Source organism: Anaerocolumna sp. AGMB13020, assembly GCF_033100115.1.
Classification (GTDB): Bacteria; Bacillota; Clostridia; order Lachnospirales; family Lachnospiraceae; genus Anaerocolumna.
This window is the reverse complement of record NZ_CP136910.1, coordinates 4,012,825-4,029,093: the sequence shown is the minus strand read 5'-3', so window position 1 is coordinate 4,029,093 and position 16,269 is coordinate 4,012,825. Positions and strand designations below refer to the sequence as shown.

Here is a 16,269-nt window from a genome sequence, read left to right as displayed (position 1 = left end):
GAAAACAGCTTAAAAACTATTCATCAAACAAACCATATAAAAAGAAAGAAACGTTAATCTATTACACTACCACAATACAGCATTTGAATAATTGTTTTATTTTCCAGCTCAGATCAGGAGGTGAAATCTTTGTCATCAAATCAGGGTTTATCAAAGGCTTATAAGAAAAATGGCGAAATTTATTACCGTGCTGGTATTACTTATCGAAATAAGCACATCAGCCTCGGCAGTTTTAACGATACTGCTTTAGGGAATAAAGCTTACGAAACCGCAAATGCGATTCTACGGGATGGGAGTTATACACTTTCCGACTATGACAAAGCTTTTGGACTTCCTTTTGAGAAGTGGGTTATTTTGATAAATTACAGAGATAATGGTATTTATATCAGGAATCCTATCTATTTAAGAAAGAATTACTTCTTATATTATATAGGAAAAGAAAATTATTATCTTTTTGATACAGATGATTTGTTTTATTATGGCCATCACAAGATAATGCTCCGCGGAGGGCATCTCTTTGTTTCAGATTATGGAATGCAGGTTAGCATCCTCTCCCGCTATGGTATAAAGAATTATGCTGTTGCTGGCAGAGATTTTAGGTTTATCAATGGAAATGAGCACGATTTAAGATATAGTAATATTGAAGTAATCAACCAATACCATGGCGTTTTTTTCTCTAAATGGAAAGGACATCCTTGTTACGTTGCAAAAATTCATATAGAAGGCGATTATGTTGTAGGCCGTTATCCTACCGAAAAGGAAGCAGCCATCGCTTATAACAAAGCGGCAGATACCTTAAGACGCAGTGGATTTTTAAAAAACTTTCCAACAAATTATGTAGCAGAGGTTGATGAGATTGAGTATGCAAAGCTATATCACAAAGTAAGAATTTCTAAAAATATCCGGATGTATGCAGAGAATTATGCAGAAAGGACTGATAAGTAACTATTTTTATATTAATTTTTAAGAATTTTAAAAAAAGTTAAAAAAACACTACCTTTTTTATTTTTATATGTTATAATGAATCTATATTATTCTTCTTCCATTTTCATATTCCAGAAATTAGCCATCGGTTACCTGCTCTCAGGAAGCCGATGGCTATTTTATTCTTCATCTTTTTCCTCTGCAAGGATTGAGGATTGCAGTTGATATGACCAATAATAATATGGCTATTATAAGCTGTATTGCAGAACTCAGAGGAAACCAGATATTTCTTAATGCCGGTGAAACACTGCCTACATTATTAAACAAATAAGATACCTGTGTGGCTATCCCTGTCTGATCTTTTAATACCGAAAGAAAGTTAACTACAGGATTGACTAACAATAGCAGCATCCAGTTTCCAATATCCGCTTGTACATAAGAGGTTGCTTTGTCCAGTGAATTGTTTAGATGCATTTGCATGATAAAATGAATTCCCAGGGCTATACCTATCGTACCAAAGCTCAATACCAGGACACTTCCAAAGGTTCCCACGGTTGCTGAGGTTGATTTCTTAAACAGTACAGAGAAGAATATTCCGATGCTTCCCAAATAAATGGCTGTTATAATAATAAGAAGCAGAAACTCTGCCATATCTCTCAGAGTTATACCTCCTATTGTAAATACCAGAGCCATTACCGGAAAACTGGTAAAGGTCAGAAACAGCATCATACTAATGGAAGAAAGAAGTTTTCCTCTTATAATAGAGCCTGCGGTTAATTTGGTAGTTAAAAGTATTTCCAGGGTCTGCCTTTCCCTTTCTCCGGAAACAGAGCCTGCGGTTACTGCCGGCACCACCAGCATCAGCAAGAAGAATTCAACAGCAGTTATTATCGTATAGATTTCCAGCACATCTGAATATTGAACACTGCCACCAAGTCCCTGTTGGTATTCAAAGGTCAGATACAAGGTCAGCAGCCCGAACAGAGAAAGCAGTCCGTTAAAGGCAAATATAATAAGATAGGTCTTAAAGCTTCTGGCATTTGTTCTCAGTTCTTTTTGGTATACCGGATTTACTCTAAGCATAATCAACTTCCCTCCTCATGCGTTATTTGCAGAAACAGAGCTTCCAAACTGCTTTCTTCTCTTGCGAAGGAGGATATGACTCCTCCTCCCTGTATGATAGAAGTAAGCAGCGCTGCTTCTTCCTCCTGGTTTCCTGTAAACAACAGACTCACTACATTCTCAAGAATCGTTATTTTTTTGGTAAAGGGATTATCCCTTATAACTCTTACCGTTGCTTCCTGATTGTCTACCATTCGCAGTACAATGGGTCTGGCATTGCCCCTTGCTGAGGTAATTTCTTCAATGGAACCGGAGAGGACCAGTTTTCCTTTTTCAATAATTCCAGCGTGTGTGCAGATTTGTGCCAACTCCGGAAGAATATGAGAGCTGATAAGTATTGTCATCCCTTCTGAACTGAGCCTTCGTAATATATCCTTCATGATTACTCTTGCTCTGGGATCAAGACCGGAAGCAGGTTCATCCAATATCAGCAGTTTAGGTCCGTGGACCAGACATCTGGCAAGACAGAGCCTTTGCTTCATTCCTCGTGACAGACTGTCAACATAGTTGTCATATTGGTCCTTCAGCTGGACAGAATCCAACAGCTCCATACACAAGGTTTTGGCTTCTTTTCCCGTGATACCGTATATCGAGGCATAAAATTCCATGTATTCAATGGTCTTTAGATTATCGTATACCCCGAAGAAATCGGGCATATATCCAATTCTTTTTTTGAGCTCCCTGTTATTTTCCAAAGCATTGATACCGTCAATCATTACTTCACCAGAATCTGCTTTCATTAAACCGGCACAGATTTTCATGGTAGTGGTTTTTCCCGCACCATTAGGCCCGACAAAACCGTAGATTTCTCGCGGCCTTATTTTAAGCTCAAGCTGATCCAAGGCCAGAAATTTGCCATAGCTTTTTGTCAGTTTATGAATTGTTAACACTTTAATCAGCCTCCTTCCAATAGGATATATGAGGTAAGACTACCTGATACTCCTGTAAAGAAGATTCCTGTCTGTAGCGTACGGTTAAAATATTATCTGCTGTAAGATAATCTGATGCTTTGATATCTATATCATAGGTGCCGTTAAATACTTCTTCATATCTTCCCGTCTCTACATTCAAAAAGAATACACTTCCTCCAAAATTCTGGGTATATTTACTTAAAACCTTCTGATTCTGTGCTTTTGGAAAACTGAAATTAATGATTTTCTCCTCCGCTGGGAACTGATAGGTATGAATGATGCTGTCATTTGTCATATATCTGCCAGCATAATACTCATTCATTTTCATGCCCTCGGCCTGAATATTATTGTCTATGGTATACACATACTCCTTATCCGCCAGATGGTTATCCACCTTAACAGGCAGTTTAACAAGGGTTGTGCCTTCCAGCTGCATAATAGAAGATATTTGGGACAGCAGCTGATCACCTTCTTTTGCAGTCTGATTGTTTTTCTGTCCGTTTTCTTTTAGACCGATAATACAATTAGAATATTCTCCCTGTGTAAAATTATATTCCACCATAAGAGATATCAGCTGATTCAGCCTGGTATTTTCATTCCCGTCTTTTCCTTCTTCCGACAACTCTGTCATCCCTTTAATTAAAGAAGTACTGTATAAATCATCAATGGACAGCAGATATGTCCCCTTCTCATTCTTTAAAGAAAGCTCCTGACCTTTTTTCAGATAACCGATATCGATTAATCTTCCATCACATATTAATATGGCATTGCTGATGTCATAATCGTTATCATTTTTAATGCTACCATCTATTCCGCTGCCGGTATGGGTCAGCTGTCCGGTAATACCCCCTCCCTCTTTCGTTGTTTGAAAGATTCCCTGAAAGTACACCGGAGTAAATGCCGGATTATCTGTTACCGTCAGTTTTACACCTTCGCTTTCGTAACGTATAATCTTATCTGCATTGTTAAAATCCGCTTTCGTCCCCAAACGGCTTTCTGTAATATATGGATTTGCATTGGTCATTTCCACCAGGTTAAATCTCCTGGTAAGATTCAACGTGTAATCATAGTTATTTGGCATTGTCAGGGATAGATTAATTTTGTCCATACCGGCATCCGTATAATCCAGAACTCTTAAATATTCGGCATAGGGTTTTGTAATACGTGTCTTTGTCCCCGCCGCATAAATTATTAGGGTGAATACAACTACCAGGACCGATACAACGATCAGTCCCATCCCCTGCTTCTTTTTCTTTTTGAGATAAAAGTAGGTAACAGGGCCGCTTATCAACAGGTAAAGTGCAATGATAATAAAATATTTATAGGTGGCCGGAACTATTTTTTCTTTTGCGGATGCAATCGAGTTCATCAATCCATCTGTCATATACCAGCCATAATACTCATTATCCAGCTGAAGAGTGTTGTCTTCGCTTATATGCTGCGTTATCAGGCTTATAATGGACAAGGCAATGGATTCTTTTTCCGCTGTCAGCCCTAAATCAAAGGCAAAGAGCTGAACTCTGCCGCTGTTAACTTTTGAGTACAGCAGCAAGTCTTTGCCAGCTTCTTGTACCAGGCTCCTTCCTCCGTCTAACCCAATGGTTGTAATCTGCTTTTCTGCAACAGATTTTCGTAAACCTGAAATCTTTTCCTCCGACAATTCCCTCTTTCTATATTCCAAATCCAACCCTGTTATTATTTCAGTCAGATTTTTCTTATTTCCAGAAGAAATCAGCCGTTGGTTTCGCTCTGATAATTCCAATAAGAACATTCTTCTGCTCTTCTGACAATCCAGTAGGTGTTGCTTTAAACCTTTTAGATCATCTTCCTTTGAGAGCATGCTTATATTCTCAGTGTCCGTCTCGTTGCCAAAAGATACCTGAAAGTTCTTAAACACCTCACTTACTTCCTTGTTATATTTACCTGCACCCAGAACAAGGGTCCCCCCATTATTTACCCAGGTGGTGATTGCCTGAACCTGTTCCGTACGAAGCTTTGAAACCTGAAAGTTGTTGATGATCAGTACATCAAGCAGGTCAAGTCCCAGCGGATTATCGGATAAGGTATCCTCCGTCAGATAAAACGTCTTCAGATTCAATCGATCCAGATAAGCAAGATTTTCTCTCTCTTCGGTCAGCACGCCTGCATAAACCAGCTTATCATAATTACCAAAAGTAAGCTGATAGGTATGTTCCAGAACGGCGACCTTTTTGTTCCATAATTTTACCTGAAGATAACCTGTGTCATCTACTATAGGAAGTGCCAGCGATACCTTTTTGGTTTCTCCCGGCCTGATCGTTACTTCTTCCTGATACAAGGCATTATCAGTGGATTTTGGAACCATAATCTGAAAAACTCCCGTAAAAGACTTTTCTCCGCTATTTTCAATTTCTCCTGACACAAGAGCATACCGGCCATATTTCACCTTATTGTCAAAACCATACTTTACAGACATACTAATGTTGTATTTATCATTTGTTAAGAGCTGTCCATCCTCTTCGTTCGCTCCTGCAGCATTCTGAGGCGACACAAAAATACATATCAGTAACAGACTTATCAAAAATGCCAGTATTACCTTTCTGCCTGTCATCCTTTCACCTCTTCCGTTTTAGGCAGTATATCAGCTTTTGGCAGTATAATCATAAACACTGTCCCGTCATGGTCACTACGTGCACTGATACTGCCGCCATGCATGACGATGATGTTCTTTACAATTGCAAGCCCCAGACCGGTCCCCCCCGTTTCACTGGATCTCGACTCCTCCAGCCGGTAAAAACGTTCAAATATTGCTTCAATATCCTTTTCCGGAATTAACTTCCCGTAATTAATTACCGATATTTGTACCGTATCCAGGTGCTCCAGAATCTCAATCTGAACACTTTTGCCATCCTTTCCATACTTAATGGCATTATCAATGAGGTTAGCAAAAGCTCTGGCTAAAAGATTACCATCTCCCCAGACGGAAACCGAAGGTGTATTGGCTCTGAATTCATATTGCAGATTACTTTCCTGAAAGCTCGGATAAAATTCCTCCGCCAGCTGCTCCACAAATTTGACCATATCTATAGGACCTGCTTCCAGAGTTACTTCACCGGAACTGAATTTTGTATAAGCAAATAGATCCTCTATAAGTTTCTCCAGCCGCTTTGACTTGGTGTAAGCAATCTCTACATAGTGTTTCTTAACCTCCATATTAATGTTATTCTCACCCTGTACCAAATCCAGGTATCCTATTATGGAAGTAAGCGGTGTCCGCAGATCATGGGCAACACTTGTAATTAATTGATTCTTCGTATTTTCGCTCTTTCTCTCGTTCTCTATAATACGACGGATGTCTCCGCCCATCTGATTGATACGGTCTGCTATCAATGCAAATTCATCATCGTTGTCTATGGTTATTCTGGTGTCAAAATTACCCGAGGAGATTGCTGTGATACCGCCTGCTATTCTCTCGATATACACCGCGAATTTTCTGGTAAGCAGTAAGAAATATCCCATAAACAGTATGATTCCTATTGCTATTGCAATTACAGTTACCATAGCAATCATACCTTTGGTAGCTCCGCCCTCCAGGGTGGGACTTATTTGCTCTGCCGTATATCTGTTGTACAAGCTGTTATTCTGTATTAAATTGCTGTTGCTGCCGAGGGAAGCTCCGCCTTGAAGGTCACCGGGGACATCTGTTTTTCCGCCTGTCATATAATAAACGATGTATATACCAAAAAATATAACCGCCTCTGTTAACAGCGCATACACCAGACTTAACAGACTATACAGGACTATTTCAAAACGAAAGCTCTTAAAAATACTATTTTTCAATTTTGTATCCTACTCCCCATACTGTTTTGATTATTTGCGCATTTCTGGAATCCATCTCAATCTTTTCCCTGAGTCTTCTGATATGCACCATTACTGTATTATTTGCCTCATACATCTTTTCATTCCACACTCTTTCAAAGATTTCATCGGTGGAAAAAACTCTGCCCGGATTGCTTGCCAAAAGATACAATATATCAAATTCAATAGGTGTCAGTTTAACATCCCTGCCATATGAAACTACTCTGTGATCCTCTTTGTTGATTACCAGATGATTAATGGCTATTTCCTTGTCAGCTTTGTCTTCGTGAGAACTGGGGTTGAACTTTGTAAACCGCCTGAGCTGGGATTTCACCCTGGCCGTAAGCTCCAGGGGATTAAAAGGTTTGATAACATAATCATCCGCGCCGGTTCCAAGTCCTATAATCTTATCCAGATCAGCCGACTTGGCACTTAGCATTATAATAGGTATGGTACTGGTCTCCCTTATTGTCTTACACATACTGAGCCCATCAGTTCCGGGCATCATGATATCTAATATAATCAATTTGATATCTTCTTTTTTTAAGATATCATAACCTTCTTTTGCATTAAACGCTTTAAAAACCTGATAACCGTCTCCGATTAAATGTATTTCCACCAGTTCAGCAATTTCTCTGTCGTCATCCACAACTAAAATGCTTGTCTGTTCCATTCTGATTTTCCTTTCTTTGAATCTTATACTATTTGAGCCCCTTATGATTGCATGGTCTTTTTTCTATGGATATGTTCCAGGACTTCATTTTCTATCGCTTTATACTATAGACTTACTATTCCATTTCTATGTTCACTCTATCATAGTTTATATGTAAAAGTCTTTACTTTTTTCTTAAAACTAAAATAAGCTGCTGCAAAATAGTCACATAGGAACTATTCTACACCAGCTGTATGAGCAGCACTATAAGCCGAGTTCTGTATCAAATGGTCATCTATCTTTGCCCCATGTTACCATGTGGCTCACCGTAAGCACCAGGAAAACCTGGTCTTATCAGCTGCGACCTACCCAAAAGCACGACGGGCCGCCGTATCGCTTTTCATTCGGTCTTGCTTCGAGTGGGGTTTACATATGCCCTGTGTGTTACCACCCAGGCGGTGGGCTCTTACCCCACCATTCCACCCTTACCGGGAAATCCCGGCGGTATATTTCTATTGCACTTTCCTTAGAGTCGCCTCCACCGGACGTTATCCGGCACTCTGCCCTATGAAGCTCGGACTTTCCTCACCTATGGCCTTTCGGCAACTTATAGGCGCGACCATCTGTGCTACTCACAATTTTTAATTTTAACACGCAACAAATAGATTGTAAAGGAGTTTTTTCATCCTACTTTTTGCAGGCTCATAAAGAATACTATCTGCTTTATTTCACTCTGCATCATACCTTAAAGCAGCTTCCACCAATAAATTCCTTTAATATAGAATGTTTTGGCACCACATCGCTGTTGACTCCTAAAAAGTAATCCAGGAATTTCAACATACGTTTGGCTTCCATATATTCCTCTGATTCCCTTGAAACACCAAATAGTACAGGTTCCGCATAGGATTTTAAAATAGCAAGTTCGTAAATCAAGGCAGAATTGAACATAACATCCGCTTCCTCCTGATAAGGAAAGATATTCTGTTCTTCTCCTCTTCTTACAGAAGGCCACATACTGATAGTCTTAGTACCGTCTGCTCCTCTGGTTCTTGCATCTCTCACCATTCTTCTGAGAAGACGCAAATCAGTGGTGGGTATACGATTATGCTCATCAATATTTAATGCCGTCAGAGCGCTGATATAAATTTTAAACTTGCTTTCTTTTGGCAGACTGTAAGAAAGCTTGTCATTAAGTCCGTGTATTCCTTCAATTACCAGTATATCATGAGGTCCGAGGGTTTTATAATTCCCCTTGTATTCTCTGTGCCCGGTCAGGAAGTTAAAACTTGGAAGTTCCACGGTCTTTCCTTCTAACAGTGCTGACATATCACGGTTAAAACTCTCCGTATCAATCGCTTCCAGCGCCTCGTAGTTCGGTTTTCCGTCTTCATCCAAGGGTGTCAGATCTCTTTCCACAAAATAATCGTCCACGCCAATAGGGTGCGGAACCAATCCATGGGTCTTTAGCTGAATGGATAACCGGTGGGAAAAAGTGGTCTTACCGGAGGAGGAGGGGCCTGCTATCATAACTAACTTCTTGCCGGATTCTTTTATCATGGCAGCGATTTCACCAATTTTCATTTCCTGGAACATTTCCTGGGTCAGGATCAGTTCGTTAAGATTACCGGCTACGATTGCTTCATTTAAGGCTCCAACGGTATCAATTTCCATTGTCTGTGCCCATTCATTTGATTCTTTCAGGGTCTGATATAATTTTTCAGGAAATACAAAAGGCTGAAGCTGTCTTGGTTTCTTTTTATCCGGCATAATAAGTATCAGCCCTTCATCCTTTTGAATCAGGTCAAACCACTGAAGCATACCAGTGTTTGGCGGCATATATCCGTAATAATAATCCTCAAAGCCTTCCAAATTGTAGATATTTGTCTTTGAAACACGTCTGTAACGGAATAGTTTTTCTTTGTCATACATCGCATAAGATTTGAAAAGCTCAATCGCATCATCTGTTCCGATGGTTTTCTTTACAAAGGGAAGGTCTTTCTCTATATAACTGCTCATTTTCAACTTAATCTTATCTGCCAACTCTTTTGTGACAGGTATATTCATGACGGGCTGGCAATAGATTCCCTCTTTCAGAGAGTATTCCACATATACCTTGTCGATATTTTCTTTTCCCACGATACTGTAAATGGCTTTCATAAATACCAGTATCATTCCTCTGGTATAGGTTTTGTGCCCCGCATCCTCTCCGGTAGTCACAAAACGAAGCTTACAGTCCTTTTGTACCTTTTTTGTTAACTCTCTCAGTTTATTGTTAACAAGGGCAAGAATAAAGTCGCCGCCGTCCTTTGGTATATATTCACCGCTGATTTCTAAAAGGCTCGTTCCTTTCAGATATTCCTTTATAACTCCATCTATCTCAACTTTTACGTATTCATCCATATTCATAACCATGCCTTTCTCACAGACTGCAATCCTTGGCTGCAGACATAAATTGTCTGTATGATACAAGGAAAATATCACTTTGTATGCAAATCAGTCCTGCATACAAAGTGAATTATCTATGTTTAATATATTCAGCTTCTTTTACGTAAGCACCTTAATTTTTAAAATAATCAAGAGCTGCATGTATCAAGGCAAGATCCCTTTGGATCTCTTCCAGTCTTTTATTGCTTCCGGCGGTATCTGTACCCCTTAATGATTCTTCTACCTGTTCTTTTAATCGTTCTTCCCTCCGCAGATATTCCTCCACCAAAGGGCTGCCGCTCTCAAGCAGCTGCTTTCCATATACATAAAACAGCTCGTGCTCATAGGTTTCCTCTGCCGAATCTTTTTGTGCTTTTATAATGATATAGTATTTATCCTCCTCTTTTACCATTTTTTCAGACTCAATTCTATACCCATTAGCATGAAGATGTCTGCGTACCAGAAAAACCTCTGATTGAGGCTGCAGAATCAACTCCTTAACTTCTTTTAAAGCTGACTCACCTTCTGTTAATATCCGAACCATCAAGGCTCCACCCATACCGGCGATAACAACTGTATCCGCTTCACCGGGGTTTAACCTGGCAAGTCCGTCGGATAACCTTGTTTCTATTCTGTCTTTCAGACCTCTGGTCTCAATATTTTCTCTGGCTTTGCTTAAAGGTCCTTTATTAACATCCATGGCAACCACCCTGGGTGCTATGTTATTCTCTGCCAGATGTATGGCTATGTAGGCGTGGTCGCATCCTACATCTGCAACCCTGTTTCCTGCTGTAACAGAATCTGCAACAGTTTTTAAACGTAATGATAATTGCATGCTGTCTCCTGAATCTTTTGTTGTATTCTTTCCGTACTTTTGTTACAGTACTTTCTCTCAGCCACACTTGTGCCTTGGTATAATGTCAGACTTGTACTTTCTTCTCATTTCACTTTTACATTCTTCAAATATTAACTTGTGCTATTTTCTCATGTAAGACTTATATTTCTGCTCAGACACACTTGTACTTTCTTCTCTTGTAGACTTGTATTTCTACTCATGTAGACTTGTATTTCTATCATGCAGACTTGTATTTCTAGTCATGCACACTTGTATTTCTAGCCATGCACACTTGTATTTCTAGCCATGCACACTTGTGCTATATTCTGGTGTACACTTATACTTTTTTCATTTACACCTATATTTCCTTCTCATGTTAAACAGTACTTTCTTTCACATATAATCGTGCTTTTCTTACTATTGCACATTCATAATTTCGTGCTTGCTGTACAAAGAAACGCTTCGGACAAAAATACAAGTTATCTTATCTACACTGCTTTTATTATAAACTTTTTATTCCAGATAATCCTTTAACTTACGGCTTCTGCTGGGATGTCTTAATTTGCGTAGTGCCTTGGCTTCGATTTGTCGGATTCTTTCTCTTGTAACATTGAATTCCTTCCCCACTTCCTCCAAGGTCCTGGCTCTGCCATCGTCCAGTCCGAACCGCAGTCTTAACACCTTCTGCTCTCTGTCCGTAAGGGTGCCAAGTACATCAAAGAGCTGTTCCTTTAACAAGGTAAAGGCTGCTGCATCCGCAGGTACCGGAACATTGTCATCCTGAATAAAATCTCCCAGATGGCTGTCTTCTTCTTCACCGATGGGTGTCTCAAGAGATACTGGCTCCTGGCTGATCTTTTGAATTTCACGCACCCGGTCAACGGGTACATTCATTTCTTCCGATACTTCCTCCGGCGTTGGTTCTCTCCCCAGCTCCTGAAGTAACTGTCTCTGTACTCTTATCAGTTTATTAATTGTCTCCACCATATGCACCGGTATACGAATGGTTCTGGCCTGATCCGCAATGGCTCTGGTAATAGCTTGTCTGATCCACCAGGTAGCATAGGTACTGAATTTAAATCCTTTTGTATAATCAAATTTCTCAACTGCTTTTATAAGTCCTAAATTTCCTTCCTGAATGAGGTCAAGAAACATCATACCTCTTCCTACATAACGTTTTGCAATACTTACCACCAGTCTCAGATTGGCTTCCGCCAGTCTTTTCTTGGCATCTGTGTCCCCCACCTTCATTCTTCGTGCCAATTCAATTTCTTCATCGGCACTTAAGAGAGGAACCTTTCCGATTTCTTTTAAGTACATTCTTACAGGGTCATCTATGGCGATTCCCTCCGGTATGGAAAAGTCTATCTCTTCTATATCCTCTTCCTCTTCTATCAGGATATCCTCTTCCTCCGTCATGCGAAGCACATCCACATTATTTAATTCCAGGAATTCATAGATTCTTTCAATCATAACGGAATCCAGTTCAAAATCAGCAAAAAAATCATTTATTTCCTGAAATTCAAGAACATTCTTTTTCTTCTTGGCAAATACCAGAAGTTCTTTTAACTTTTCAGTGAATTTAACCATATTCTCATCCATTATTTATCCATCCTCCTTGCTCATTCCAGTATGAAAATTCAGCTTAATTACTAGTATTTTAACCACAGTCCAGGGAAATATGCAATTTCTGTAAACCCGTCTGTTCCTTTATGATACCCTGAAGGGTCTGGATATCATTTTGCTCAATGGCCTCCTTACTCTGCTTGTCAAGGCTGTTCTTCTTGATTCTTTGTACGGTTTCATTTAGAGCCTTTTCTTTTTCCTTGCTGCCCATTTCACTGCTTAGCTCCAGACTAAACAGAGCCGCTGCTTCCTTTTGCTCTTCTTTGCTTTCAAAATGATTGAGGATCTTGGCAGGTGTAACCTTGCCCTCCTTCTCATATTGATCAAACAAAAGCTCGGCAGCCTGTTTGTACAAATCTTCTGTAAAATCCCTGGGAGTAATAATACCCTTGATTTTTTCAAAGAGCCTCAGATCATCTATAAGCCAGGTTAACAGTATCCTTTGGGACTGCCGCATTCCTTCCATGGGCAGGTTCTTATTTCTATCCCTCATGGTATGCTCTTTTGGTTTATAGCTGTCGCCGGTACCAAGTCTGGCACCGTAACTATTCACCAGCTTGCGTAAATTGTCAAAACCGATTCCATATTTGGCTGATACAGCCTCTATATAAATATTTCTCTCGATTTCCTCGGTAAACTGCAGCATTTTCTTTGCTGTTTCATTAAAGAATTTTGTCTTCTGCTCCGGGTCATTCATGTCAAAATCCCGTTCGGTTACTTCCACTTCAAAGAGAAAGGAATTTTTGGCCGTTTCTATACGCTTTTGGAACTCCTCGGCACCCAGGGCTTTGATAAATTCATCCGGGTCTTTATACGGCTTCATATCAATGACCTTTACCGTTAAGCCCGCTTCTTTCAGGATGGGTATTGCTCTTAAGGCCGCCTTGGTACCAGCCGCATCACTGTCATACGTTAACAGCACTTCTCCGGTATATCGCTTGATAAGGTTCGCCTGTAACCCCGTAAATGCAGTTCCAAGTGATGCCACTGCATTGGTAAACCCAGCCTGATGAAGTGCAATAACATCCATATAACCTTCACAGATAAGAAAATTTGATTTTCTTGAGGTTCGTGCAAAATTCAGACCATACAGGTTTCTGCTCTTATCAAAGAGTTTGGTCTCCGGTGAATTCAAATACTTGGGAAGTCCATCCCCCATTACACGTCCGCCAAATCCGATAACCCGGTTATTTGCATCCATAATGGGAAACATGACTCTGTTCCAGAATTTGTCGTATACCTTGTGTTTCTCATCAAAGCTTACAAGTCCTGACTCTCTTAAAACCTCATCCTCATAACCCAAATGTTTTAAATACTTGTAAATATCATCTGCTGTCTGGTTGGAGTATCCAAGTCCGAATTTCTTTATGGTATCCTCCGATAACTGCCGGTTTACCAGATAATCCATGGCAGCTTGTCCTCTTTGAGATTTTAATTGAAAGTAATAATACTTGGCGGCTTCTTTGTTTATTTCCAACAGTCTGGCCTTTAAGCCTGCCTGGCGTCTGGCTTCTTCACTGATTTCAGCTTCCGGCAGTGTTACTCCGACTCTGCCCGCCAGATACTTTAGAGCTTCTACAAAGGTATAGTTCTCATACTCCATAATAAAGGTAAATACATTGCCTCCTACACCGCAGCCAAAGCAGTGATACATCTGTTTCGAGACACTGACGCTAAAGGAAGGAGATTTCTCACTGTGAAAGGGGCACAGTCCCATATGGCTGCTGCCTTTCCGCTGTAATTTCACATAGGAACTGATTACATCTACTATATCATTCTTCTGTCTTACTTCTTCTACCAGTTCTTCCGGATAAAACATGTCTTCTCCTTTTCCTTTTAAATGTAAATCTATCTATCTTATATTTGCTTCTTTGTAACTTGATTTCTTGTAATCCTGTTTACTAATTATGGTATCTGTCAGGAGAGATTTTAAAGGATTTGACTTCTATCATTTTTATATCTCTTAATTTAATATACACTCCAGAAACGAGGTATCGCAATCTCATTAAATTTAGCCACAGCATAACGGTCCGTCATCCCTGCTATGTAATCGCAGACCGCTCTGGCTTCTTTTTCCTCTTTCATTTTAATCATATTAAAGTACTCCTCGGGCAGAAGTTCAAAATTCTTACTGTAATATTCAAACAGATACTTTAACATAGTCTCTGCCTTTTGCTCTTCCCCTTTGGCTTTTGGATTGGTATATACACTGTAAAACATGTACTTTCTCATACCAAACATAGCTTTTTCTATTTCGGGTGACATTAAGATATCATCCTTGTCCTCACTGCAGCTTACAATATCATGAATTATACGGTTTAACCGCTCTCTGGAACTGTGACCGAGAACATCTGTAAATTCCGTGGGAATATCTTCTTCGGAAATAATATGTCCTCTGATAGCATCATCAATATCATGATTTATATAAGCTATTTTATCAGATAATCTGACTATTTTTCCTTCAAGCGTTTTAGGCACTCCATTGGTCTGATGATTAACAATGCCGTCTCTGACTTCTTTCGTCAAATTGAGCCCTCTGCCGTGATTCTCCAGAAGTTCAACGACACGTATACTCTGCAGATGATGTTCAAACCCTTCCGGGCAGATGGAATTCAATGCTCTCTCCCCGGCATGGCCAAAGGGTGTATGTCCCAGATCATGTCCTAATGCTATTGCTTCCGTCAGATCCTCATTCAGTCTTAAGGCTCTGGCAATGGTTCTTGCATTTTGGGATACCTCAAGGGTATGGGTAAGTCTCGTCCTGTAATGATCCCCTTCCGGAGCAAGAAATACCTGTGTTTTATGCTTTAATCGTCGAAAGGCTTTGGAATGAAGAATCCGGTCTCTGTCCCTTTGATAAATTGGCCTTAGATCACAAGGGTCCTCATACACATCCCTGCCCATAGAATTATCACTAAAGGAGGCATATTTACTCAAAAACTGATGTTCTCTTTGTTCCAGCTTTTCACGCATGCTTAATGTCTTTGCCATTTTTTCTATTTCTGCTTCTTCCATACCTGTTCTCCTTTCTTTCAGATTAATGCTTATATTAATAATATTCCACCAAAACTTCCTGTTTCCTTTTTTTATTTTCAAAATTTTGCTTTTACGGTCGTTCTTAATCCTTATATTCCCAGCCTTTGTCCTTATGATAAATCAATCAATTTTACCATACCATTTAAGCACTTCTGCCACAAAGAGCTGAATATCCTGTTCTGCTTTTAAATCTCCCTAAAAGTCAGGAGGATTTGGATTTGATGTATTCGCTGTAAGTCTGTCCATAATTGCTGTTTTGGCTCCTGCTGCCTGAAAATGCTCTGCCATGCTCCTTCCAATTCCTTTGGCACCTCCGGTTATAAAAACTACTTTGTCTGTGAAATCCATTTATGCCTGCACCTTATCTCATATTTTTACTAAATTTATTTAACTGAATAAATTGTTTGAAGTTATTATACTATAGCTATCTGTACATAAGGTTGATAGCAGATTAGCTTCCAGCTTTCTAAATTTTTGGTTAAATACTGTTATTTATAATGACTTATAAATTTATATTTTCGTCCACATAAAAGTCTTAAACTCCCCTGCCTTTATACGTTTTTCTTCTTTTCCAAATATTAAACATATATGCAAATCTTTTGTATCTAATTCATGTCAATTAACTCTCATGCCTTAAAAGTCACAATATTGTTTAGAAGTCTCCTCTTTGCAATATTCATGCTTAACAATTATGAAAGTGTAACACCACTCCACATAATTTGTCCTTGGTAAAAGCGTCAAAACATATCCCACAAAGCACAGTGTTAAGCCTCACACCATGAGTTTTCAGACTCTCCCTGGATAAGACTAAATTCTGCACAAATGGCATACTATAGCTATAACATACTTGGTACAAAGAAAGAAGCAGCAGGATTAAAATACATCTTCAATCCTACTGCTTC

The 16,269-nt window shown here is 39.6% G+C and carries 12 protein-coding genes and 1 other RNA gene; 1 reads left to right on the top strand and 12 read right to left on the bottom strand.

Annotated elements, in window-relative coordinates:
- Positions 1-129: 129 nt before the first annotated feature.
- On the top strand, positions 130-945 hold the full coding sequence (locus R2R35_RS16745; RefSeq protein ID WP_331670151.1) for a hypothetical protein: 816 nt from the start codon (positions 130-132) through the stop codon (positions 943-945).
- 165 nt (positions 946-1,110) lie between these two features.
- Here the strand turns inward: R2R35_RS16745 and R2R35_RS16740 are convergent, their stop codons facing one another.
- From R2R35_RS16740 to R2R35_RS16685, 12 genes are all read right to left on the bottom strand, one after another.
- A complete protein-coding gene (locus R2R35_RS16740; RefSeq protein WP_317730973.1) occupies positions 1,111-2,007 on the bottom strand; it encodes an ABC transporter permease in 897 nt (298 codons plus the stop codon).
- A 2-nt stretch (positions 2,008-2,009) separates the two neighbouring features.
- On the bottom strand, positions 2,010-2,936 hold the full coding sequence (locus R2R35_RS16735) for an ABC transporter ATP-binding protein (RefSeq protein WP_317730972.1): 927 nt from the start codon (positions 2,934-2,936) through the stop codon (positions 2,010-2,012).
- Between the two features lies 1 nt (position 2,937).
- On the bottom strand, positions 2,938-5,547 hold the full coding sequence (locus R2R35_RS16730; RefSeq protein WP_317730971.1) for a hypothetical protein: 2,610 nt from the start codon (positions 5,545-5,547) through the stop codon (positions 2,938-2,940).
- Positions 5,544-6,776 carry a sensor histidine kinase gene (locus tag R2R35_RS16725; protein WP_317730970.1) on the bottom strand — a complete coding sequence of 411 codons (1,233 nt, stop codon included), beginning with the start codon at positions 6,774-6,776 and terminating at the stop codon, positions 5,544-5,546. Before R2R35_RS16725 ends, R2R35_RS16730 begins: the two co-directional genes overlap by 4 nt.
- Entirely contained in the window at positions 6,766-7,467 is a 702-nt protein-coding gene (locus R2R35_RS16720; RefSeq protein WP_033168345.1) for a response regulator transcription factor, read from the bottom strand. Before R2R35_RS16720 ends, R2R35_RS16725 begins: the two co-directional genes overlap by 11 nt.
- A 230-nt stretch (positions 7,468-7,697) precedes the next feature.
- Positions 7,698-8,081, bottom strand: an RNA gene (rnpB, locus tag R2R35_RS16715) — RNase P RNA component class A.
- A 103-nt stretch (positions 8,082-8,184) separates the two neighbouring features.
- Entirely contained in the window at positions 8,185-9,852 is a 1,668-nt protein-coding gene (locus R2R35_RS16710) for a hypothetical protein (protein WP_331670150.1), read from the bottom strand.
- 151 nt (positions 9,853-10,003) lie between these two features.
- Complete coding sequence (locus tag R2R35_RS16705) at positions 10,004-10,705, bottom strand: tRNA (adenine(22)-N(1))-methyltransferase (protein ID WP_317730969.1); 702 nt, start codon at positions 10,703-10,705, stop codon at positions 10,004-10,006.
- A 513-nt stretch (positions 10,706-11,218) separates the two neighbouring features.
- Complete coding sequence (gene rpoD, locus R2R35_RS16700) at positions 11,219-12,307, bottom strand: RNA polymerase sigma factor RpoD (RefSeq protein WP_317730968.1); 1,089 nt, start codon at positions 12,305-12,307, stop codon at positions 11,219-11,221.
- Positions 12,308-12,365: 58 nt separating this feature from the next.
- A complete protein-coding gene (dnaG, locus tag R2R35_RS16695) occupies positions 12,366-14,150 on the bottom strand; it encodes a DNA primase (RefSeq protein WP_317730967.1) in 1,785 nt (594 codons plus the stop codon).
- 149 nt (positions 14,151-14,299) lie between these two features.
- The gene (locus R2R35_RS16690; protein ID WP_317730966.1) at positions 14,300-15,346 is read right to left on the bottom strand and encodes a deoxyguanosinetriphosphate triphosphohydrolase; all 1,047 of its coding nucleotides are present in this window, start codon (positions 15,344-15,346) and stop codon (positions 14,300-14,302) included.
- 216 nt (positions 15,347-15,562) lie between these two features.
- Complete coding sequence (locus tag R2R35_RS16685) at positions 15,563-15,715, bottom strand: SDR family NAD(P)-dependent oxidoreductase (protein WP_317730965.1); 153 nt, start codon at positions 15,713-15,715, stop codon at positions 15,563-15,565.
- Positions 15,716-16,269: the final 554 nt, after the last annotated feature.

Excerpts from the sequence above, each read along its gene's own strand:
- rpoD (WP_317730968.1), bottom strand. The coding sequence starts at position 12,307 with ATGGATGAGAATATGGTTAAATTCACTGAAAAGTTAAAAGAACTTCTG.
- R2R35_RS16740 (WP_317730973.1), bottom strand. The coding sequence starts at position 2,007 with ATGCTTAGAGTAAATCCGGTATACCAAAAAGAACTGAGAACAAATGCC.
- R2R35_RS16705 (WP_317730969.1), bottom strand. The coding sequence starts at position 10,705 with ATGCAATTATCATTACGTTTAAAAACTGTTGCAGATTCTGTTACAGCA.
- R2R35_RS16730 (WP_317730971.1), bottom strand. The coding sequence starts at position 5,547 with ATGACAGGCAGAAAGGTAATACTGGCATTTTTGATAAGTCTGTTACTG.
- R2R35_RS16685 (WP_317730965.1), bottom strand. The coding sequence starts at position 15,715 with ATGGATTTCACAGACAAAGTAGTTTTTATAACCGGAGGTGCCAAAGGA.
- dnaG (WP_317730967.1), bottom strand. The coding sequence starts at position 14,150 with ATGTTTTATCCGGAAGAACTGGTAGAAGAAGTAAGACAGAAGAATGAT.
- R2R35_RS16720 (WP_033168345.1), bottom strand. The coding sequence starts at position 7,467 with ATGGAACAGACAAGCATTTTAGTTGTGGATGACGACAGAGAAATTGCT.
- R2R35_RS16690 (WP_317730966.1), bottom strand. The coding sequence starts at position 15,346 with ATGGAAGAAGCAGAAATAGAAAAAATGGCAAAGACATTAAGCATGCGT.
- R2R35_RS16710 (WP_331670150.1), bottom strand. The coding sequence starts at position 9,852 with ATGAATATGGATGAATACGTAAAAGTTGAGATAGATGGAGTTATAAAG.